The 19,640-nt window shown below is 72.4% G+C and carries 17 protein-coding genes; 4 read left to right on the top strand and 13 right to left on the bottom strand.

Annotated features, from left to right (window positions below):
* Positions 1-53 precede the first annotated feature (53 nt).
* The gene (locus ACZ49B_RS29890; protein ID WP_468311780.1) at positions 54-608 is read right to left on the bottom strand and encodes an Lrp/AsnC family transcriptional regulator; all 555 of its coding nucleotides are present in this window, start codon (positions 606-608) and stop codon (positions 54-56) included.
* Between the two features lie 177 nt (positions 609-785).
* Between ACZ49B_RS29890 and pdhA the strand changes: the two genes are divergently transcribed.
* From pdhA to ACZ49B_RS29875, 3 genes are read left to right on the top strand one after another with little or no spacing between them, the layout of a single operon-like run.
* On the top strand, positions 786-1,922 hold the full coding sequence (gene pdhA, locus ACZ49B_RS29885) for a pyruvate dehydrogenase (acetyl-transferring) E1 component subunit alpha (RefSeq protein WP_468311807.1): 1,137 nt from the start codon (positions 786-788) through the stop codon (positions 1,920-1,922).
* Positions 1,919-2,917, top strand: coding sequence for an alpha-ketoacid dehydrogenase subunit beta (locus ACZ49B_RS29880; protein WP_030292747.1), 999 nt, complete (start codon positions 1,919-1,921; stop codon positions 2,915-2,917). The genes pdhA and ACZ49B_RS29880 overlap by 4 nt, the downstream gene beginning before the upstream one ends.
* Positions 2,917-4,212, top strand: coding sequence for a dihydrolipoamide acetyltransferase family protein (locus tag ACZ49B_RS29875; protein ID WP_468311778.1), 1,296 nt, complete (start codon positions 2,917-2,919; stop codon positions 4,210-4,212). Before ACZ49B_RS29880 ends, ACZ49B_RS29875 begins: the two co-directional genes overlap by 1 nt.
* Before the next feature lie 162 nt (positions 4,213-4,374).
* Here the strand turns inward: ACZ49B_RS29875 and ACZ49B_RS29870 are convergent, their stop codons facing one another.
* From ACZ49B_RS29870 to ACZ49B_RS29825, 10 genes are all read right to left on the bottom strand, one after another.
* Positions 4,375-5,352, bottom strand: a complete 978-nt coding sequence (locus ACZ49B_RS29870; RefSeq protein ID WP_468311776.1) for an NAD(P)H-quinone oxidoreductase — start codon at positions 5,350-5,352, stop codon at positions 4,375-4,377.
* A 55-nt stretch (positions 5,353-5,407) separates the two neighbouring features.
* The gene (locus tag ACZ49B_RS29865) at positions 5,408-6,508 is read right to left on the bottom strand and encodes a potassium channel family protein (RefSeq protein ID WP_468311773.1); all 1,101 of its coding nucleotides are present in this window, start codon (positions 6,506-6,508) and stop codon (positions 5,408-5,410) included.
* Positions 6,496-7,809 carry a molybdopterin molybdotransferase MoeA gene (locus ACZ49B_RS29860; protein WP_468311771.1) on the bottom strand — a complete coding sequence of 438 codons (1,314 nt, stop codon included), beginning with the start codon at positions 7,807-7,809 and terminating at the stop codon, positions 6,496-6,498. The genes ACZ49B_RS29865 and ACZ49B_RS29860 overlap by 13 nt, the downstream gene beginning before the upstream one ends.
* The gene (locus tag ACZ49B_RS29855) at positions 7,806-8,669 is read right to left on the bottom strand and encodes an NTP transferase domain-containing protein (protein ID WP_468311770.1); all 864 of its coding nucleotides are present in this window, start codon (positions 8,667-8,669) and stop codon (positions 7,806-7,808) included. Before ACZ49B_RS29855 ends, ACZ49B_RS29860 begins: the two co-directional genes overlap by 4 nt.
* A gap of 161 nt (positions 8,670-8,830) precedes the next feature.
* Positions 8,831-9,364: a bacterial proteasome activator family protein gene (locus ACZ49B_RS29850; RefSeq protein WP_030292759.1), complete on the bottom strand. Its 534-nt coding sequence runs from the start codon at positions 9,362-9,364 to the stop codon at positions 8,831-8,833.
* Between the two features lie 93 nt (positions 9,365-9,457).
* On the bottom strand, positions 9,458-12,280 hold the full coding sequence (locus ACZ49B_RS29845; protein WP_468311767.1) for an FtsX-like permease family protein: 2,823 nt from the start codon (positions 12,278-12,280) through the stop codon (positions 9,458-9,460).
* Positions 12,277-13,065 carry an ABC transporter ATP-binding protein gene (locus tag ACZ49B_RS29840; RefSeq protein ID WP_468311765.1) on the bottom strand — a complete coding sequence of 263 codons (789 nt, stop codon included), beginning with the start codon at positions 13,063-13,065 and terminating at the stop codon, positions 12,277-12,279. Before ACZ49B_RS29840 ends, ACZ49B_RS29845 begins: the two co-directional genes overlap by 4 nt.
* A 29-nt stretch (positions 13,066-13,094) precedes the next feature.
* Positions 13,095-13,742 (bottom strand): PadR family transcriptional regulator, encoded by a 648-nt coding sequence (locus tag ACZ49B_RS29835; protein WP_468311763.1) that lies wholly within the window; start codon positions 13,740-13,742, stop codon positions 13,095-13,097.
* A gap of 107 nt (positions 13,743-13,849) precedes the next feature.
* Positions 13,850-14,458 (bottom strand): hypothetical protein, encoded by a 609-nt coding sequence (locus ACZ49B_RS29830; protein WP_468311761.1) that lies wholly within the window; start codon positions 14,456-14,458, stop codon positions 13,850-13,852.
* 127 nt (positions 14,459-14,585) lie between these two features.
* On the bottom strand, positions 14,586-16,274 hold the full coding sequence (locus tag ACZ49B_RS29825; RefSeq protein WP_468311759.1) for a protein kinase domain-containing protein: 1,689 nt from the start codon (positions 16,272-16,274) through the stop codon (positions 14,586-14,588).
* Between the two features lie 229 nt (positions 16,275-16,503).
* Between ACZ49B_RS29825 and ACZ49B_RS29820 the strand changes: the two genes are divergently transcribed.
* Positions 16,504-18,081, top strand: a complete 1,578-nt coding sequence (locus tag ACZ49B_RS29820) for a protein kinase domain-containing protein (RefSeq protein WP_468311757.1) — start codon at positions 16,504-16,506, stop codon at positions 18,079-18,081.
* A gap of 73 nt (positions 18,082-18,154) precedes the next feature.
* Here the strand turns inward: ACZ49B_RS29820 and ACZ49B_RS29815 are convergent, their stop codons facing one another.
* Positions 18,155-18,571: a pyridoxamine 5'-phosphate oxidase family protein gene (locus ACZ49B_RS29815; RefSeq protein ID WP_468311755.1), complete on the bottom strand. Its 417-nt coding sequence runs from the start codon at positions 18,569-18,571 to the stop codon at positions 18,155-18,157.
* Between the two features lie 129 nt (positions 18,572-18,700).
* Positions 18,701-19,363, bottom strand: coding sequence for a response regulator (locus tag ACZ49B_RS29810; protein WP_468311753.1), 663 nt, complete (start codon positions 19,361-19,363; stop codon positions 18,701-18,703).
* Positions 19,364-19,640: the final 277 nt, after the last annotated feature.

The following is a 19,640-nucleotide window of genomic DNA, read 5'->3' as shown; positions in this document are numbered from 1 at the left end:
GCCCCGGGAACGGCCCTCCAGGCCCTTCCCGGGGCGCTTCCCGTTCCGTACCCCTACTCCTCGGAGATGCCCGGGCCGCCGTGCGGGCCGGTGTCGAGCAGGTCGGTCTCCTCGAAGACCAGCAGCGTGCGCGTCGAGAGGACCTCCGGAATGGACTGGAGGCGGGTCAGCACCAGCTCGCGCAGGGTGCGGTTGTCCGGCGTGTGGACCAGGAGCAGGACATCGAAATCGCCGCTGACCAGGGCGATGTGCGCCGCGCCGGGGAGCTCGCGGAGCTTCTCGCGGACCGTGCGCCAGGAGTTCTGGACGATCTTCAGGGTGATGTACGCGGAGGCGCCCTGGCCTGCCCTTTCGTGGTTGACGCGGGCCGTGAACCCGCGGATCACCCCGTCGTCGATCAGCCGGTTGATCCGGGCGTAGGCGTTCGCGCGCGACACGTGGACCTGCTCGGCCACCGACCGTATCGACGCGCGGCCGTCCGCCTGGAGCAGGCGCATGATCGAACGGTCGATGGGATCCAGGGCGCGGGGCGGGGCCTGCGGGGCGGAAGGTGCACCGCCCGGTGGGACCGGTGCGGAACCCGCTGCGGCCATTTGTTCATCCGGCATTGCCCACTGCCTCCCTCTCCTGGACGTCCTGCACCCATCCCAGGGCCCCGGCGCCACTTTGTCCACAGCCTGGAGCCGCCTGTAGCCAAATTGCGCCATCGACCGAACAATCGGTTGGTGAGGCGCCTCACATCCGAGTCGCCCCTGCCCGCTTCCCACGAGGAGGTGTACGCCGCCATGACGGTCCAAGAGCTGCCCGGTGCCGGTGCGTCCTACCGATCCACCCCGCCGCCCGCCTGGAGGCCCCGTACGGATGCCGCCCCGCTGCTCCCGGACCCCGAGCCGTACCGGGTGCTGGGCACGCCGGCCGCCGAGAAGCTCGACCCCGAGCTGATGCGGCGCTGCTACGCGGAGCTGGTGCGCGGCCGCCGCTACAACGCCCAGGCCACCGCCCTCACCCGGCAGGGCCGGCTCGCGGTGTACCCCTCCACGGTCGGCCAGGAGGCCTGCGAGATCGCGGCCGCGCTGGTCCTCGAGGAGCAGGACTGGCTCTTCCCGAGCTACCGCGACACCCTCGCGGCCGTGGCGCGCGGACTCGACCCCGTCCAGGCGCTGACCCTGCTGCGCGGCGACTGGCACACCGGCTACGACCCGCGCGAGCACCGGATCGCCCCGCTGAGCACCCCGCTCGCCACCCAGCTGCCGCACGCGGTCGGCCTGGCGCACGCGGCGCGGCTGCGCGGCGACGACGTGGTCGCCCTCGCCCTGGTGGGCGACGGCGGCACCAGCGAGGGCGATTTCCACGAGGCGCTGAACTTCGCGGCCGTCTGGCAGGCCCCGGTGGTCTTCCTCGTCCAGAACAACGGCTTCGCCATATCCGTCCCGCTGGCCAAGCAGACCGCCGCCCCCACCCTGGCCCACAAGGCCGTCGGGTACGGGATGCCCGGCCGCCTCGTCGACGGCAACGACATCGCCGCCGTGCACGAGGTGCTGTCCGAGGCGGTCCGGCGGGCCCGGGCCGGCGGCGGACCGACGCTGATCGAGGCGGTCACGTACCGCATCGAGGCCCACACGAACGCCGACGACGCGACCCGCTACCGCGGTGACGCCGAGGTCGAGGCCTGGAAGGCGCACGACCCGGTGCAGCTGCTGGAGCGCGAGCTGACCGCGCGCGGGCTGCTGGACGAGGCGGGCATCCAGGAGGCTAAGGACGCAGCCGAGGCGATGGCCGCGACGCTGCGCGAGCGGATGAATGCCGAGCCCGTGCTCGACCCGATGGACCTGTTCGAAAACGTCTACGCGGAGCAGACCGGCCGGCTCCGCGAGCAGGCGGAGATGCTGCGCGCCGAGCTCGACGCGGAGGAGCAGTCGTGACCACGGTGGCCGTGAAGCCGGCGACGATGGCGCAGGCCCTGGGACGGGCCATGCGCGACGCGATGGCGGAGGACCCGACGGTCCACGTCATGGGCGAGGACGTCGGGACGCTGGGCGGGGTCTTCCGGATCACGGACGGCCTCGCGAAGGAGTTCGGCGAGGACCGCTGTACGGACACCCCGCTCGCGGAGGCCGGGATCCTGGGCGCCGCTGTGGGCATGGCCATGTACGGGCTGCGGCCGGTCGTGGAGATGCAGTTCGACGCGTTCGCGTACCCGGCGTTCGAGCAGCTGATCTCGCACGTGGCGAAGATGCGCAACCGCACGCGCGGCGCGATGCCGCTGCCGATCACCATCCGGGTGCCGTACGGCGGCGGGATCGGCGGGGTCGAGCACCACAGCGACTCCTCCGAGGCGTACTACGTGGCCACTCCCGGCCTGCACGTGGTGACCCCGGCGACCGTCGAGGACGCGTACGGGCTGCTGCGCGCGTCGATCGCGAGCGACGACCCGGTGGTCTTCCTGGAGCCGAAGCGGCTGTACTGGTCGAAGGCCCAGTGGAACCCCGAGACGCCGGCGGCCGTGCCGGGGATCGGGAAGGCACTCGTCCGGCGTACCGGCACGAGCGCCACGCTGATCACGTACGGGCCCTCGCTGCCGGTGTGCCTGGAGGCGGCCGAGGCGGCGCGCGAGGAGGGCTGGGACCTGGAGGTCGTGGACCTGCGCTCGCTCGTCCCGTTCGACGAGGACACGGTCGTGGCGTCCGTACGCCGCACCGGGCGCGCGGTGGTGGTCCACGAGGCCAACGGCTTCGGCGGACCGGGCGCCGAGCTCGTCGCCCGCATCCAGGAGAAGTGCTTCCACCACCTGGAGGCGCCGGTGCTGCGGGTGACGGGCTTCGACATCCCGTACCCGCCGCCGATGCTCGAGAAGCACCACCTGCCCGGTGTGGACCGGATCCTGGACACCGTGGCCCGCCTGCAGTGGGAGAACTGATGCCGCAGGTAATGGAGTTCAAGCTCCCCGATCTCGGGGAGGGACTGACCGAGGCCGAGATCGTCCGCTGGCTGGTGGCGGTGGGCGACGTCGTCGCCGTCGACCAGCCGGTGGTCGAGGTCGAGACGGCCAAGGCGATGGTGGAGGTGCCGTGCCCCTACGGCGGTGTGGTCACCGCCAGGTTCGGGGAGGAGGGCACGGAACTCCCCGTCGGAGCACCGCTGATCACGGTGGCGGTGGGTGCGGGCGCGGACGAGGCGGTGGAGCCCGAGGACTCCGGCTCGGGCAACGTCCTGGTCGGCTACGGGACCGACCACTCGCGCACGGCGCGTCGGAGGCGGGTGCGACCTGGCTCCGCAGCGCCGGCTGCCGCCGCTGCTCCCGCACCCGCTGCCGTTGCGCCCGCTCCCGCGGCCCTCGTGACCGGTCCCGTCGCCGTGATCTCGCCGCTGGTGCGCAAGCTGGCGCGGGACCACGGGATCGACCTGCGCGCGTTGCGCGGGTCCGGGCCCGAGGGCCTGATCCTGCGTGCGGACGTCGAGGCGGCGCGCCGGGCGCCGGAACCGGTGGCCGTGCCTGCTTCCGCCCCCGTGGCGGCCGCGGTGAGCGGTGAGCGGATTCCGCTGAAGGGCCTGCGGGGCGTGGTGGCCGAGAAGCTGTCGCGCAGCCGCCGGGAGATCCCGGACGCCACGTGCTGGGTCGACGCCGATGCGACCGAGCTGATGGCGGCGCGGGCGGCGATGAACGCCGCGGGCGGGCCGAAGATCTCGGTGCTCGCGCTGCTGGCCCGGATCTGCACGGCCGCGCTGGCGAAGTACCCGGAGCTCAACTCGACCGTCGACCTGGCGGCGAACGAGATCGTACGGCTGCCGTCCGTGCACCTGGGCTTCGCGGCGCAGACGGAGCGCGGGCTGGTGGTCCCGGTGGTCCGGGACGCGCAGTCGCGCGACGCCGAGTCCCTGTCGGCGGAGTTCGCCCGCCTCACCGAGGTCGCCCGGGCCGGGAAGCTGGCACCGGCGGACCTGACGGGCGGGACGTTCACCCTGAACAACTACGGGGTGTTCGGTGTGGACGGTTCCACGCCGATCATCAACCACCCGGAGGCGGCGATGCTCGGGGTGGGGCGGATCGTGGCGAAGCCGTGGGTGCACCGGGGCGAGCTGGCGGTCCGGCAGGTCGTCCAGCTGTCGCTGACGTTCGACCACCGGGTGTGCGATGGCGGCACGGCGGGTGGCTTCCTGCGGTACGTGGCCGACTGCGTGGAGTCGCCGGCGGTGCTGTTGCGTTCGCTGTGACGGGGCCCTGCGGGGCTGGACTTTTCCCCGGTCGGGGCTGGACGGCGCGCAGCGCCGTTCCAGCCCCGACCGGCGTGTGAGGCGCGCCGGCCCGGGCAGAGCCCGGTGAACGGGAAGAAGGGCGGGGCGGGAAGAAGGCCCCGCGCAGCGGGAAACGGGCGGTCAGGTGGTCAGGAGCAGCTTGCCCACGTGCGTGCTCGATTCCATCGTGCGGTGGGCCTCGGTGGCGTCCGCCATCGAGTACGTGGCGTGCACCACCGGGCGGACCCGGCCCGCGGCCACCAAGGGCCACACGTGCTCCCGTACGGCCGCGACGATGGCCGCCTTCTCCGCCGCCGGCCGCGCCCGCAGGGACGTGGCCGTGATCGCCGCCCGCTTCGCCAGCAGCGCGCCCAGGTTGAGCTCGGCCTTCACCCCGCCCTGGAGCCCGATCACCGCGAGCCGGCCGTTCACGGCCAGGGCGTCCAGGTTCCGCGCCAGGTACTTCGCGCCCATGATGTCCAGGATCACGTCCGCGCCGGCGCCGCCCGTCGCGGCCCGCAGCTCCGCCACGAAGTCCTGCTCGCGGTAGTCGATCAGGATGTCCGCGCCCAGCTCCTTGCAGCGGGCCAGCTTCTCCGGGCCGCCCGCCGTCACCGCCACCGTCGCGCCGACGGCCTTCGCCAGCTGGATCGCCATCGTGCCGATGCCGCTGGAGCCGCCGTGCACCAGCACCGTCTCGGCAGGGCGCAGCTGGGCCACCATGAACACGTTCGACCACACGGTGCAGACCACCTCGGGCAGCGCGGCCGCCGTCACCAGGTCCACGCCGGCCGGGACCGGCAGCAGCTGGCCCGCCGGGACGGCGACCCGCTCCGCGTACCCGCCGCCGCCGAGCAGCGCGCACACCTCGTCGCCCACCGCCCAGCCGGACACCCCCGGCCCGACGGCGGCGATCCGCCCGGAGCACTCCAGGCCGGGGTAGCGGGAGGCGCCGGGCGGGGGATCGTAGAACCCCTGGCGCTGGAGGATGTCGGCGCGGTTCACGGCGCTCGCCGCGACGTCGACGAGGACCTCGCCCTCGCCGGCCACCGGATCGGGTACCTCGGCCCAGACGAGGGCCTCGGGGCCGCCGGGCTGTTCGATGGTGATCGCATGCATGGCCCGGAGGGTACGCCACCCCGGCGGCGCGTCGGCAAGATCCGAAAGAGACGGCCTAGTCGGCCGGTCCCATCGTCATCGGCGGCGAGCCGAGCGGCGCCGCGCGCACGATGGTGATGAGACGGTCCGTCAGCTGGAGCGGGCTCGCGTGCGCGTCGTCGTACGCGAGCAGCCGGTGGCCGCGCAGCACGCTCACCACCAGGTCCTCCGTCTCCCGTACGCCCTTGCCGACCTCGGCCTTCCTGACGGGCCGTTCGATCAGGTCCAGCCCGCTGCCCTGCTGGATCAGGTCCTCCATCACCGTGCCCGCGCTGGGGCTCAGCACCGAGAGTCCCAGCAGCCGGCCGGCCGCGCTCGCGCTCGTGATGACCGCGTCCGCACCCGACTGGCGCAGCAGCGGCGCGTTCTCCTCCTCGCGGACCGCCGCGACGATCTTCGCGCCGCGGTTCATCTGTCGAGCCGTCAGCGTGACCAGCACGGCGGTGTCGTCCCGTTGTGTGGCGATGACGATCTGACGGGCTTTCTGCAGCTCGGCGCGGAGCAGTACGTCGGAGCGGGTGGCGTCGCCGACGACTCCGGTGAACCCCTCCGCGTTGGCCGTGTCGATCACCTTGGCGCTCGGGTCCACGATGACGACCTGCTCCTTCCGCAGGCCCGTGGCCAGCAGCGTCTGCAGGGCAGAGCGGCCCTTGGTGCCGAACCCGACGACGACCGTGTGCTCACGCAAGTTCTTCCTCCAGCGGCTCAGCCGCCATTCTTCGCGGGTCTTCTCGGTCAGGACCTCCAGGGTGGTGCCGACCAGGATGATCAGGAAGAGCACGCGCAGGGGCGTGATCAGCAGGATGTTGGTCAGCCGCGCGCTGTCGCTGTACGGGACGATGTCGCCGTAGCCGGTCGTCGACAGGGTCACCGTGGCGTAGTAGACGCAGTCGAGCAGGTCGACCTGTTCGTTGGCGTTGTCGTGGTACCCCGCGCGGTCGAGCCACACGATCAGGACCGTCAGGAACAGCACGAACAGGGCCATCAACAGGCGTTTGCCGACCTGCCGGAGCGGCTTCTCCACGACGCGCTTGGGCAGTTTGATGCGCCGGGAGACGAGCTTCTCGTCGGCGCCACGGGCCATCGCGTCCTGGCCGTGGAGTTTCACGTGAAACATCCTCCCGAGACCCACGGCAGATCCAGGATCTCGAGGTCCTGCCCGTCCTTCGCCCCGTGGGGCGGTACGACGGCCAGCCCGTCGGCGGCGGCCACGCCGCGCAGCATCGCCGGGCCGTTGTAGCGCAGCGGTACGGCGTGCTCGTCGGTCAGCAGGACGGGCACGAGCCGGGTGTCGTACGGGTGGCCGGGTACGTCGCCCTGCACCGGGACCGTGTACCGGGGGCGCTGGCGGCGGCCTGCGAGGGCGCGCAGCAGCGGTTCGGCGAGGGTCAGCAGCCCGGAGACGGCGGCGAGCGGATTGCCGGGCAGGCCGACCAGGTGGCGCACCGCGTCCTGGCCGGAGGCCCTGTCGCCGAGCCGGGCCAGCAGCATGGGGTGTCCGGGGCGCACCGCGACCCCGTCGACCAGCAGCTCGGCGCCTGCCTCGCGCAGGACGGGGTGGACGTGGTCGACGGGGCCGGAGGCGGTCCCGCCGGTGGTGAGGACCAGGTCGGCGTCGGAGCACGTGATGGCGTCCAACAGGGCCTTGGCGCCCTCGGGGTCGTCACCCAGCTGCCGGGTCGAGGTGACCTCGGCGCCGAGCCGGGTGAGCCAGGGGCCGAGCATGGGACTGAGGGCGTCCCGGATCAGGCCGTCGTGCGGGCGGCCTTCGGTGAGGAGTTCGTCGCCGAGCACCAGGATCTCGACGCGGGGCCGGGGCCGGGTGGTGAGTTCGTCGTACCCGGCGGCTGCCGCGAGGCCCAGCACGGCCGGGGTGACGAGGGAGCCGGCGGGCAGCAGCAGATCGCCGGAGCGGCACTCCTGGCCCCGCGGGCGGATGTCCTGGCCGGTGAGGACGGCCCGGTCGGCGTGCAGCTGGGTGCCGGACTCGCGGGAGTGCTCGCTGCGGATCACGGCGGTGGTGTCGGCAGGGATCCGGGCGCCGGTGGCGATCCGTACCGCCTCGCCGTCGGCCAGCGGCTCGGGGCGGTCGGAGCCGGCCAGCACCCCGCCGCCGGGGCGGACGGTCCAGGGGCCGGGCCCGGCGACGGCCCAGCCGTCCATGGCGGAGGTGTCGAAGGACGGCAGATCGGTGAGGGCCTCGAGGGACTGGGCCAGCACCTCGCCGAGCGCGTCGGCGAGGGGGACCCGGTGGGTGCGGGGCCGGATGCCGGAGGCGGCGCGGGCCGCGGCGTCCCGGGCTTGCGGCCAGGCGGCGGCGCGGTGGGCTCCGGTCGCTCCGGGCCGGGGGTCGCGGCTGACCAGGGCCAGGGCCTCGTCGAGGGCCCGCAGGGCGTGGTCGGCGTCGGTGGGGGTCATCCTGAGCCGTTCTGTTCAGCCTCGGCCTCGGCTTCGGCGGCCCAGCGCAGGGCCAGGTCGGCTGCCTTGCGGGAGGCCTCGGCGACGGCGGTGGCGGGGTCGGTGCCGGTGGCTTCGGCCTGGGCGGCCGCGTAGCCGACCAGGAAGGTGGTCAGGGGGGCGGCGGGCCTGGCGACACCGTGCGCGGCGTCGCGGGCGAGGTCGAGCAGGGTCTTGGTGTCGACGGCGAGGTCGATGCCCAGCTCGGTCTTGACGGCGGTGATCCATTGGTCCAGCACGCTTCCATGCTCCCTGATCCTGGCGCGGGCGGCTGCGAGATCGTCCCAGGTGTCGCAGTCGAAGGAGGCGAGTGGCGCAGTGTCCGTCACCTTGGCCAGGTCCAGCTCGGCGGTGAGGGCGCGCAGGGGGAGCCCGGAGAGGCCGCCGTGTTCGGTCGCCAGGAGGGCGATCTCGCGGCGCAGGGGTTCGGCGCGGTAGGCCGCGACGAGCGGCTGGTCGCGGCCGGTGGGGTCGCGCAGGAGGGCGCCGTCGCCTCCGGCGGAGTCCAGGAGGGCCTGGACCGTGGCCCGGTCGAGGAACGGGAGGTCGGCGGAGAGGACGAGGACCAGGTCGGCGGTGGTCAGGCGCAGGCCGGCGTCCAGGGCGGCGACGGGGCCGGCGCCGGGCGGGTCCTCACGGGTCCAGCGGACCGGGCGGGAGGTGGGGCGGCGGCCGCCGACGACGACGGTGGTGGCGGCGTCCGTGCAGGCGTCCAGCACGCGGTCCAGGAGGGCGCGGCCACCGATGTGCAGGCCGGGTTTGTCCGCGCCGCCCAGTCGTCTTGCGGCGCCGCCGGCCAGGACGATCGCGTCGTAGGTCATACCCATGAGTATGCGCGGGCCATGTCCCCTGGGGGGAGCAGCACTTACCGGGGCCGGACGATGCGGCGGGGCCGGGAACGACAGAGGCGGGGGCCGGGAACGAGAGAGGCGAGGCCGGGAACGACAGAGGCGGGGCCCGGAAGCCCCGCCATCGCCGTTGTTTACAGGTACGGGCCCGAGCGGATGGCGCCGTGGGCGTCTTCCTCGTCCGTCGGGGCGCCCGGGGGGAGGGCGCGGCGCATCTGTTCCAGCTGGGCCCGCGCCGCCATCTGCTGCGCGAACAGGGCCGTCTGGATGCCGTGGAACAGGCCTTCCAGCCAGCCCACCAACTGGGCCTGCGCAATGCGCAGTTCCGCCTCGGAGGGGATCGCCTCCTCCGTGAACGGGAGCGACAGGCGCTCCAGTTCCTCCACGAGCTCAGGAGCCAGACCGTCCTCCAGCTCCTTCACGGACGCGGCATGGATGTCCTTCAGACGGACCCGGCTGGCCTCGTCCAGAGGTGCGGCGCGGACCTCTTCCAGAAGTTGCTTGATCATGCTGCCGATCCGCATGACCTTGGCGGGCTGTTCGACCATCTCCGTCACCGGGACCTCGCGCGACTCGTCATCGGCGCCGCCGACCGGCATCCCGTCCTGTCCCACGATCAGGCCGTGCGGGGGGCTGTCCTGCGACCGTTCACTCCTCGGCATCTCCATGCCGTCATTCTCTCGCACACCTTCGTACTCACACGGTGTGCCCCCGTACGGGCGTGATCCACCCTGTACGGGGGCGTGAACGCACGGTGACCGTCAGCCCGCCGCGCGCCGGGCCATGGCGCCGCTGGACTTGGTGACCAGGGCCGCCAGCAGGGCCGCGCCCAGCGGGACCACGACGAGCAGCCCGCCGAGGGTCTCCCACGGCACCGCGATCGGCACGTACAGCACGTCGTTCGCGTCGCCGGCCATCTCCATGAGGTGTTCGGTCTCCCGCCGCTGGACGAGCCGCAGGCCGACCGCCGGCAGGATGCCCGCCGCCGAGCCCAGGACCACGCCCATCAGGGCCACGACCCCGCACTGGAAGCCGCTGAGCGTGCGCCGCACCCGTGGCGGTGCGCCGACCGCCGCCAGGGTCTTCAGATCGGCCTCGGCATCGGCCTGTGCGAGTCCGGTGGCGATGCCGGCCGCGCCGATGGTGACCAGGCCCGCGAAGACGGTGAGGGCCAGCATCGTGATGTCGGCATCGGCCTGGTAGCCGGCCTCGATGGTGACGGGGGCCTCCACGCCGATCTGGTCGATCTTCCCGGCCACCCGCTGCTTCTGCCGGCTGGTGGCCGTGCCGTCCAGGGTGAAGTAGGAGGCGAACGGCAGGGTGGTCAGCCCGGCGCTCTTGGCCGCGGCGGGCGGCAGGACGAGCTCCAGGCCGTACCCCTCGACGGTGTCGGGCGCCTGGTGGACGGCGAAGACCTTGTCCTCCCCCTTCGGATCGACCCCCGGCTCGAAGACGTCGTTCTTGTTGTCGATCAGGCGGACGGTGACCTTGCCGTCCTTGACGTTGCGCTTGTCGAAGGAGACGCCCTTGCCCTCCTTCAGGGCGGCGACCGCGCCCGGATCGGTGACAGCGAGCGCCGTCAGCAGCTTCTCGTCGGCGACGACCACGACGAACTGCGCGGAGTGGCGCTTGTACGTGCATCGCGGGTCCTTGCGCAGCGCCTTCTTCTCCGCCTCCCCGAACGAGTCGGCACCGCCCTTCGCCTCGTAGAGCGGGCAGCGCTGCTCCTTGGGCTGGATGATGTCGGCCCGGCCGCAGCCTTCGCGGCCGGTGAACTTCTCACAGCCGGGCTTGCCGTACGAGATGTAGTCCACGTCCGCCCGTACCGCCAGCGGGAGTTCCTGCGTCACCGCCTCGCGGACGGCGCCCATGTCCTTGCTGCGGCCCAGCTCACGGACGGCCACCATTCCCACCCCGTCCGGGAGTTGGGCGACGTACTCGTGGCGGGCCTGCAGCTCCATGCTGTGCTGGTACGTGGCCACCGCGACGGTGCCGGCGACGGCGGCCAGGACGGCGGCCACGGCGGGGGCCGTACGGCCCCGGTTGCGTACGGCGTCGCGCAGTGCGAGCCGCGGCGACAGCGGCAGCCAGCGCCCGAGCCGCCCGAACAGGCCGACCAGCACCGGGGTGAGGGCGACGATGCCCAGCTCGGCGATGGCGCTGCCGCCCGCGACGACGGTGGCGCCCATCGCGGAGGCCGTGCCGTACAGGGCGATCGCGGCGCCGGTGGCGAGGGCGATCAGGCCGAGAACGGGCAGCACCCGGTTGGCCCGGCGGACCCCCCGACGGCCGGTCAGCGAGGCCAGCACGGTCTGCCGGGAGGCGGTGACGGCCGGGGCGACCGCGGCCAGCAGGCCGGTCACGACGGCGAGCAGGGCGATGCCGAGGATTTCCAGCGGGCGGAACGTGAATCCGCCGAAGCGGGCGCCGAGGTACTCCTCCAGCACCGGCCGCAGCCCCAGCGTGAGGGCGACGCCGAGGACCGTTCCGCAGACGGCGGCCGCGGCGCCGATGACGAGGCCGCCGGAGAGCACGATGGCCCGGATGTGGCGCCGGTCGCCGCCGTTGGCGCCGACCAGGCCGAGCTGGCGGCGCGAGCGCCGGGCGCCGACCGCGAAGGCGGGTCCGGCCAGCAGGCAGATCTCCAGCATCGCGAGGCCGACGACGGTGGCCAGGACGGCCAGTTCGGTGACCGGGAGCCCGTTGTCCGCGTAGTAGTAGCCCAGCTCCTTCTGCTGGGTGATGTACGGCACCTCGGATTCGGCCGGCGGGTCGAGGTGCACGGCGCGGGAGACGACCTGCACGCTCTTCGCGTTGAGCTCCTTGACCATGTTCCACGTGAAACCGTCGCCGCCGACCTTGACCAGGTAGGAGTCGTTGGCGACGACCCCGGGGACCCCGGCGGCCTGGAAGGCCTTGTCGAGCGGAGCCAGCAGGGTGCCGGGCGGGGCGAGGACCTCCGTCTTCTTGAGCTCGGACGGCAGCTCGTACGCGCCCACGATCCGGTACCAGGCGTCCGAGCCGCGCGCGCGGAACTCGGAGCCCACGAAGAACCCGGACTCCTCCAGGAAGGCGGTCGTGGCGACGACCTCGCCCGCTTCCTGTGGCAGCCGCCCGCGCTTCATCTCGATCATGCCCTTGACCAGCGGGCTGGCCGCGTCGATCTCCCGCAGATCGGCTTCCATCAGGCCGTACCGGGTGCGGATCTTGGCGTGCGCCGTGCTGTCCTTGAGGGACTGGGCACCCGCCGGGATCACCGAGGTCAGCAGGTTCGGATTCGACTCCCCGCCGGGGACGTACTTGTCGTAGCCGCCGACGGGCATCGAGTTCTTGCCTTCGACGTCCTGGTAGACGGGCCCGCTCAGGTCCGAATCGCTCAGCCGGGCGTCCGCCGCACCGATCTGGCGGGACACCGTCTGCTCGGGGGAGAGCTGGGCGCTGCGGGTGGTGAGGTCCGCGGCGCTCACGCCGACGATCGGCAGGGCGATCATGGCGAGGACGAGGGCGCTGCGGCCCTTGGCCCGCCAGGCGTCGCGGCGGGCGATCCGGATCGCCGCGATCCATGCGTGGTACGTGGACTTCACCGGCCGGCCGCCTGCCCCGAGAGCAGCGAGTCGGCCTGGCTGCGCAGGGTCTCGTCGACGACGCTGCCGTCGCGCAGGAAGACCACGCGGTCCGCCCAGGCGGCGAACCGCGGTTCGTGGGTGACGAGGATTCCGGCGGCGCCCGCGTCGCAGCGCGAACGCAGCAGGGCGAGGACGGATTCGCCGGTCTCGGAGTCGAGGGCGCCGGTGGGCTCGTCCGCGAGGACCAGGCGGCGGTCGCCGACGAGGGCGCGGGCGATGGCCACGCGCTGCTGCTGGCCGCCGGACATCTCGTCGGGGAAGCGGTCGGCGAGCTGCCCGAGGCCCATCTCCTCCAGGGCGGCCAGGGCCGAGACGCGGGCCTTGCGGGCGGAGGTCCCGTCGAGTTCGCGCGGCAGGGCCACGTTCTCGGCTGCGGTGAGGGCGGGGATCAGGTTGTAGTCCTGGAAGACGTACCCGATGCTGCGGCGGCGCAGCGCGGCCAGCTGCTTGCGGCTCGCGGTGGTGATGTCGGTGCCCTCGACGATCACGTGGCCGCTGGTGGGCGTGTCGAGGCCGCCGGCCAGGGTGAGCAGCGTGGACTTGCCGGAGCCGGAGGGGCCCATGACGGCGACGAGTTCACCGGGGTACACGGCCAGGTCGATCCCGCGCAGGGCGTGCACCTCGGTGGCGCCGCTGCCGTGCGTGCGGGTGAGCTTGTCGAGCTGCAGCACGGGCTGGGCGGACCGTGCGGGCTGGGCGGGCGGTACGGGCTGTATGTGGGGCGCGGACTGCTGGTCAGGCATGGGAGGTCCCCCCTGGGACGGTGGTGGCCTCAGCTCCGCGGCGTGCGGGAGGCGCGGGGCTGGGGTGCGGAGACGGCAGCGCCGTCGGTTGCGGCGGCCTGCGGCGGGTCGGGCTCGGCTCTCCGGTCGGCCGGCAGGGAGAGCCGCACGAGCCGTGATTCCGAGTGGTCGAGCCAGCGGGCTTCGGCCTCGGTCTGGAAGATCAGCTGTTCCAGGACCAGCAGCCAGGCCACGTCGTCGCGTTCGCGGGACTTCCCGCTGTCGATCGCGGCGAGCGCCTGCGCCTTGAGCCGGGTGTAGTCCTGCATCGCCTTGATCGTGGCGTGCCGCTGGGCCTGGATGACGGCGCGGATGTCCACGCCGGGGGCGCCCACGGCCATGGCGAGCTTGATGGACAGCTCGTCGCGGGGCGGGTTGGTGCGGTCGACGGGGCGCTCGTACCACTGGTGCAGTTCGGCGCGTCCGGTATCGGTGATGGCGTAGAGGGTGTGGCCGGCGGTGTCCTCGCCGCCGGGTGCGACGAGGCCGTCGCGTTCCAGCCGGGCGAGGGTGGTGTACACCTGCCCGACGTTGAGCGGCCAGGTGGAGCCGGTGCGGGATTCGAACTCGGTGCGCAGCTGAGAGCCGTACCGAGGACCCCTTTCCAGCAGGGCGAGAAGGCCGTGGCGGATCGACATACTCAGTATGTATACCGAGTATGCAGGCCCGCGCAACCATCCTCCGACGTAGGCCGGAAGGGGGACCGGCGCCCCTCCCTCCCCCTCGGGGCGGGGAGCGAACGCCGTCACAGGCCCTTGCGCAGCCGCATCCCCAGATAGCCCAGACCCAGCCCCATCAGGGCGAATCCGGTGCCGAGCGGCAGTATGTGCGCGGCCAGATCGGCGGCGCGCTCGTTCGGCCCGGTGCCGAGCGCGGTGACCGCGGGCGGCGGGCTCGGCGGGACCGGCGGCACCGGGGGCACCGGCTTCTGTCCGGCCGGCCGGTGGTGCGGGCGCACCGGGAGGGGACGGGCGGCCAGCACGGTGTCCGGGTTCGCGGGCTCGGCCGCCGGACGCCCGGGCCGCTCCCGCCCGACCCCCGCGGCGCTGCCGGCGAGCTCCTCGTACGCCTCGTGGGGTACGTCGGCCACCGGGTCGGTGCCGGCGGTGTCGGTGCCGTCGCCGGTGTCGGCCGTGTCGGCGGTGTCGTCCGGATCGGCCTTCGGGGCCCTGCCGGGAGCCCGGGCCGAGGAGTCCGGAGCGGCCGGCGCGAGCGGGCGTACGGCCGGGGCGAGCCCTGCGGGGGACGAGGCGGCGGCGGACGACGCGGACGCGGCGGGGGCGGCGGGGGACAGCGCGGCGGCGGCCACTGCGGCCCCGGCCAGCCAGCGCTGTGCGCGGAGGCGTTGAGTCACGGGGAGCCCCTCCCGTCCCGAGCGCCGAGATGTTCTGCTCAGGTTGACACGGTGGGGCAAAACGGGCATCCCGGGCGCCCTGTCAGGGTCGCCCGGGATGCCGTCCCGTTACTCCGTATTGCCCCGGCTACTCCGGATTGCCGGTCGACACGGTCAGCGTGTACTCCGTGCCTTCCTTGTCGATCTTCTCGCCGGGCCGCGGGTTCTGGTCGAGCACCGTGTCCTTGCCGTACACGGCCTCGTCCTTCTCGACGATCTTGTACTTGCCGCCGGAGGCCTGGATGCACTCCTTGACCGAGAGCAGGTTCTTGTAGCGCAGGTCGGGCGCGGTGTACTTGGTGGCGTCGCTGTAGTGCTTGCTCGGCTCCTTGCACTTGGACGACTCGATCGTGCGCGAGATGTCCGGACCCTTGAAGCCGGCCTTGGCCGAGGCGGACGTGGAGGCACCGGGAGACGCGGCAGTGTCGCCACCCTTGTCCTTGTCCCCGTCGCCGTTCAACGAGATCGCCGCGATCAGACCGCCGACGGCCAGCAGCGCCACCACGATCGCGCCGACGATCACCGGCATGTTCCGCTTGTCGCCGCTCCCGGATCCCCCGCCGGCCGGGGCCGCGTTGGCCGCAGGGGAGATGGTGAACGGCGGCGGGGTCTGCGGCGCGTACTGCTGCTGGTGCGAGACCGGCTGCTGCTGGGGCGGGTACGCGTACCCGCCCTGCCCGTGCGGCTGCGCCACCGGCGGCGGGGTCTGCGGTGCGTACGGGGAAGGCGCCGGGGTCGGCGCGTACGGGTGCTGCACCGAATGGGCCGGCGGCGCCTGGAAACCGGAGTCCACCGGCGGGAACACGGCCGAGCTCACGCCCGCCCCGCTGGCGCCCGCGTGCGAGCCCGGCACGATGACCGGGGCACCGGCCTGGCCGGCCGACAGCACCCGCGCGACCTCGTCGCGCATGGCGGCGGCCGTGGGGAAGCGCTCGTTCGGGTTCTTCTTCAGGGCGCGCGCCACCAGCGCGTCCATCGCCGGGGTGATGGAGCGGTTGATGGAGGACGGGGCGACCGGCTCCTCCTGTACGTGCGCGTACGCGATGGCCAGCGGCGAGTCCGCGTCGAAGGGGATGCGGCCCGTCAGCAGCTGGAAGAGCATGATGCCGACCGAGTACAGGTCGGAGCGGGCGTCCACGCCGCGCCCCAGCGCCTGCTCCGGCGACAGGTACTGCGGGGTGCCGACGACCATGCCGGTCTGCGTCATCGAGGTGACCCCCGACTGCATGGCCCGGGCGATGCCGAAGTCCATCACCTTGACGATGCCGCGCTTGGTCATCATCACGTTGCCGGGCTTGATGTCGCGGTGGACCAGGCCCATCTCGTGGCTGACCTCCAGCGCGGCCAGCACGTCGGCCGTCACCTTCAGCGCCTTGTCGGCCGGCATCGCCCCGTACTGGCGGACGTCCGTCTCGAGCACCGAGCCGAGCGGCTGGCCCTCCACGTACTCCATCACGATGTACGGCATCACCGCGGCGTCGCCGGCCCCGGGGTTGCCGAACGTCACTTCGCCTTCGCCCGTATCGAAGACTGAGACGATGTTCGTGTGCGACAGTTTCGCAACAGCCTGTGCTTCACGGCGGAAGCGCTCGCGGAACGACTGTTCACGGCCGAGATCGCTGTGCAGGGTCTTGATGGCGACCTGCCGGTCGAGCGCCGAGTCGTACGCCAAGTAGACGGACGCCATGCCGCCCGCACCCAGCAAGTCCCTTAGCTGGTAACGGCCACCGGCCAGAGAGCCGCCCGCGTACTGGCCCTGAGTGCCGTCCTGGCTCATGACTGTTGCTTCCCCTCGGGATGTGTCCCTACGCGTCTGGCTGAGCGCATGTCGGGCCCAGTCTGCCGGAGGGCAAGCACACGTCAAGCCGGGTGCCCGTTCCGTGACCACGGGGCCACGGCGCGCCATTGTCCGAACGGCGACCTGTTCCGAGGCTGTAGCGTTCATCGGAGCACCCGAAAAGGACCTACCGCTGAGCGGCGGCCGAGAGAGACGACGGCGAGGACTGATGGCACCCGAACCCGAGGGAAACGGCGCCGGGATGGCCGATGGTCCTGAGCACTGGGGCGCCGGCGGCCTGGTCGGCGACGGCCGGTACCGGCTCACCCACCGCCTGGGCCGTGGCGGCATGGCGGAGGTGTTCGCCGCCGAGGACGTCCGGCTGGGCCGGACCGTCGCCGTGAAGCTGCTGCGCGCCGACCTCGCCGAGGACCCCGTCTCCAAGGCCCGCTTCACGCGGGAGGCGCAGTCGGTCGCCGGGCTCAACCACCACGCCGTCGTCGCCGTGTACGACTCCGGCGAGGACAAGGTCGGCCCGAACACCGTCCCGTACATCGTGATGGAGCTGGTCGAGGGCCGCACCATCCGCGACCTGCTGATCAGCGCCGAGGCCCCGGGCCCGGAGCAGGCGCTCATCATCACCTCGGGCGTCCTCGAAGCGCTCGCGTACTCGCACCAGCACGGCATCGTGCACCGTGACATCAAGCCCGCCAACGTCATCATCACCGAGACCGGCGCGGTCAAGGTGATGGACTTCGGCATCGCGCGCGCCCTGCACGGCGCCCAGTCGACGATGACCCAGACCGGCATGGTCATGGGCACCCCGCAGTACCTCTCGCCCGAGCAGGCCCTCGGCAAGGCGGTGGACCACCGCTCCGACCTGTACGCGACCGGCTGTCTGCTGTACGAACTGCTCGCGCTGCGGCCCCCGTTCACCGGCGAGACCCCGCTGTCGGTGGTCTACCAGCACGTGCAGGACGCGCCGGTCCCGCCCTCGCAGCTGCCGGAGGGCCACCACATCCCGCAGGAGCTCGACGGGCTCGTCATGCGCTCCCTGGCCAAGGACCCGGACGACCGGTTCCAGAGCGCCGAGGAGATGCGCGGGCTGGTCCAGTACGCGCTGCAGATGCTGCACGACCAGGGTCCGAACACGGGCACCTGGAACACCGGCCCGGTCACCATGGCCCTGCCGCACGGGCGCGGCGGCGCGGCCCAGACCACGGCGATGCCGACGGGCCAGACCGGCGGCCAGCAGAATTACCCGGCGCACGCCGCGACCTCGCAGTTCCAGCAGCCGATGGTGCCGCCGCTGAACCCGGACGACGGCTCGGCCTTCCCCGGCGGGGGCGGGTACGACAACCACGGCCACGGCGGTGGACCGGGCGGCCGCGACTACGACGGCTACGACGACCGCGGCAGCAGCCGGTGGAAGCTGTGGCTGTTCGCGGTGCTGGCGATCGTCGCGATCGCGGGCGGCGTGGCGTACGCCGTCAACTCCGTGTCGGACAAGAACAAGGACGACGGCGTTCCGTCCACCGTCCAGAGTTCCTCGAGCAGCCAGCAGACCCCGTCCGCGCAGCAGAGCACGCCGTCGCACGAGACGCCGTCCTCGCGCCCGTCGGAGGAGTACTCGCCGACGCCGAGCCGCAGCAAGTACACGCCGAGCACGACCCCTTCCACGTCGCCTTCGACCAGCCCGTCGACGTCGGCGTCGAGCAGTCCGTCGAAGTCGCCGTCGAAGTCGCCGCTGCCGACGAAGAGCGTGAGTCCGCCGGTGGACCCGCCGAATCCGGTTGACGAACCTTAGGCACTACGGGTGAACGGGCCCGGCGGAATTCGATTCCGCCGGGCCCGTCCCCGTTGATCGGTGAATGCGCAGCTCAGAGGGCATGCTGGAACTCCCGGTCCGGATTCCCGGCCAGCGAGTGCACGGTGACGAACTGCGGCTGGATGCGCATGTAGACGGGGTCGAAGACCGTGCCGTCCACGAAATGCGGGACCGGGCCGAACAACTCGAGTTCACGGGTGGTCGGCTCGACGATCTCGGCCGTTCCGGTGAACTGCACGGACCACAGCCGGGGGTCCCGGGAATTGAAGTTGTCGGCGCCGTAGGCCACCACGCTGCCGTTGCAGGCCTGGTGGTAGCCGAAGCCGGCGTGCATTCTCAGGACGACCTCGCCGTCCACCACGACGTGGCGGGCGAGGGCGAGGAAGGGGAGCGCGCGCATGCTGGTGGCCACCCTGCCGTACGGCACCCGCCGCAGCAGTTCGATGGCGTGGAGTTCCTCCGGTGACATGCGTCCACTCTCCGGTACGGATGCCCCGCCGGAAAAGAGGAAGCCGCCCCGACGACCGGGGACGTTGGTCCCGATTGAACGGCCGAGGGTCAGGCGAACGGGCCGCGGGTCAGGCGAACGGGCCGCGGGTCAGGCGCGCTTCTCGGCCTGCAGCCGGGCCACGTACGCGGCGGCCTGGGAGCGGCGCTCCATGCCCAGCTTGGACAGCAGGCTGGAGACGTAGTTCTTGATGGTCTTCTCGGCCAGGTGCAGGCGCTCGCCGATGACGCGGTTGGTCAGGCCCTCGCCGATCAGGTCGAGGATCTTGCGCTCCTGCTCGGTGAGGTTGGCCAGGCGGTCGTCGCCCTTGCCGTGCTTGCCGTCGCGCAGCCGCTCCAGCACGCGCGCGGTGGCGACCGGGTCCAGCAGCGACTTGCCGGCCGCGACGTCCCGTACGGCGCTCAGCAGCTCATTGCCGCGGATCGCCTTGAGCACGTAGCCCGAGGCCCCGGCCATGATCGCGTCGAACAGTGCCTCGTCGTCGGCGAACGAGGTCAGCATCAGGCACTTGATGTCCTCGTCCTGGGACCGGACCTCGCGGCAGACCTCCACCCCGCTGCCGTCCGGCAGGCGCACGTCGAGGACGGCCACGTCGGGCCGGGTGGCGGGGATCCGGACCAAGGCGTCCGCGGCGGTACCGGCCTCGCCGACGATCTCGATGTCCTCTTCGACCGAAAGGAGCTCATGGACACCGCGACGTACCACTTCGTGGTCGTCCAGGAGGAATACCTTGATTTTTCCGTCTTCGCGCACGAACTCAGTTTCACACACTCACCCCTTCCCTGACGTCGTTACCCGGGATAACGTGCCGTTGTTCCGGCCCCCTGCAAGGCTGTGACCAGTGATTGTTCCCCGCACCGCGGATTTACTTGGAAATCCAAGCAAAAACGCAGGTCAAGTGGGGTTTCGCAGATATGCGGCGCACTGGGTAACGTGCATTGCGCAGGGCACTTGCCGGGGCACCTGTCACGCTCGAATCCGCACACGACGCGCACCCACCCCGTGCGCTGGTACGGATCCGGGTGAGCCG

It is taken from the genome of Streptomyces sp. NPDC031132 (genome assembly GCF_055570595.1).
Note: the sequence above shows the minus strand (reverse complement) of the source record. Positions and strands in the feature narration are given on the sequence as shown.

Excerpts from the sequence above, each read along its gene's own strand:
- ACZ49B_RS29890 (WP_468311780.1), bottom strand. The coding sequence starts at position 608 with ATGCCGGATGAACAAATGGCCGCAGCGGGTTCCGCACCGGTCCCACCG.
- pdhA (WP_468311807.1), top strand. The coding sequence starts at position 786 with ATGACGGTCCAAGAGCTGCCCGGTGCCGGTGCGTCCTACCGATCCACC.
- ACZ49B_RS29875 (WP_468311778.1), top strand. The coding sequence starts at position 2,917 with ATGCCGCAGGTAATGGAGTTCAAGCTCCCCGATCTCGGGGAGGGACTG.
- ACZ49B_RS29870 (WP_468311776.1), bottom strand. The coding sequence starts at position 5,352 with ATGCATGCGATCACCATCGAACAGCCCGGCGGCCCCGAGGCCCTCGTC.
- ACZ49B_RS29865 (WP_468311773.1), bottom strand. The coding sequence starts at position 6,508 with ATGTTTCACGTGAAACTCCACGGCCAGGACGCGATGGCCCGTGGCGCC.
- ACZ49B_RS29860 (WP_468311771.1), bottom strand. The coding sequence starts at position 7,809 with ATGACCCCCACCGACGCCGACCACGCCCTGCGGGCCCTCGACGAGGCC.
- ACZ49B_RS29855 (WP_468311770.1), bottom strand. The coding sequence starts at position 8,669 with ATGACCTACGACGCGATCGTCCTGGCCGGCGGCGCCGCAAGACGACTG.
- ACZ49B_RS29850 (WP_030292759.1), bottom strand. The coding sequence starts at position 9,364 with ATGGAGATGCCGAGGAGTGAACGGTCGCAGGACAGCCCCCCGCACGGC.
- ACZ49B_RS29840 (WP_468311765.1), bottom strand. The coding sequence starts at position 13,065 with ATGCCTGACCAGCAGTCCGCGCCCCACATACAGCCCGTACCGCCCGCC.
- ACZ49B_RS29835 (WP_468311763.1), bottom strand. The coding sequence starts at position 13,742 with ATGTCGATCCGCCACGGCCTTCTCGCCCTGCTGGAAAGGGGTCCTCGG.
- ACZ49B_RS29825 (WP_468311759.1), bottom strand. The coding sequence starts at position 16,274 with ATGAGCCAGGACGGCACTCAGGGCCAGTACGCGGGCGGCTCTCTGGCC.
- ACZ49B_RS29820 (WP_468311757.1), top strand. The coding sequence starts at position 16,504 with ATGGCACCCGAACCCGAGGGAAACGGCGCCGGGATGGCCGATGGTCCT.
- ACZ49B_RS29815 (WP_468311755.1), bottom strand. The coding sequence starts at position 18,571 with ATGTCACCGGAGGAACTCCACGCCATCGAACTGCTGCGGCGGGTGCCG.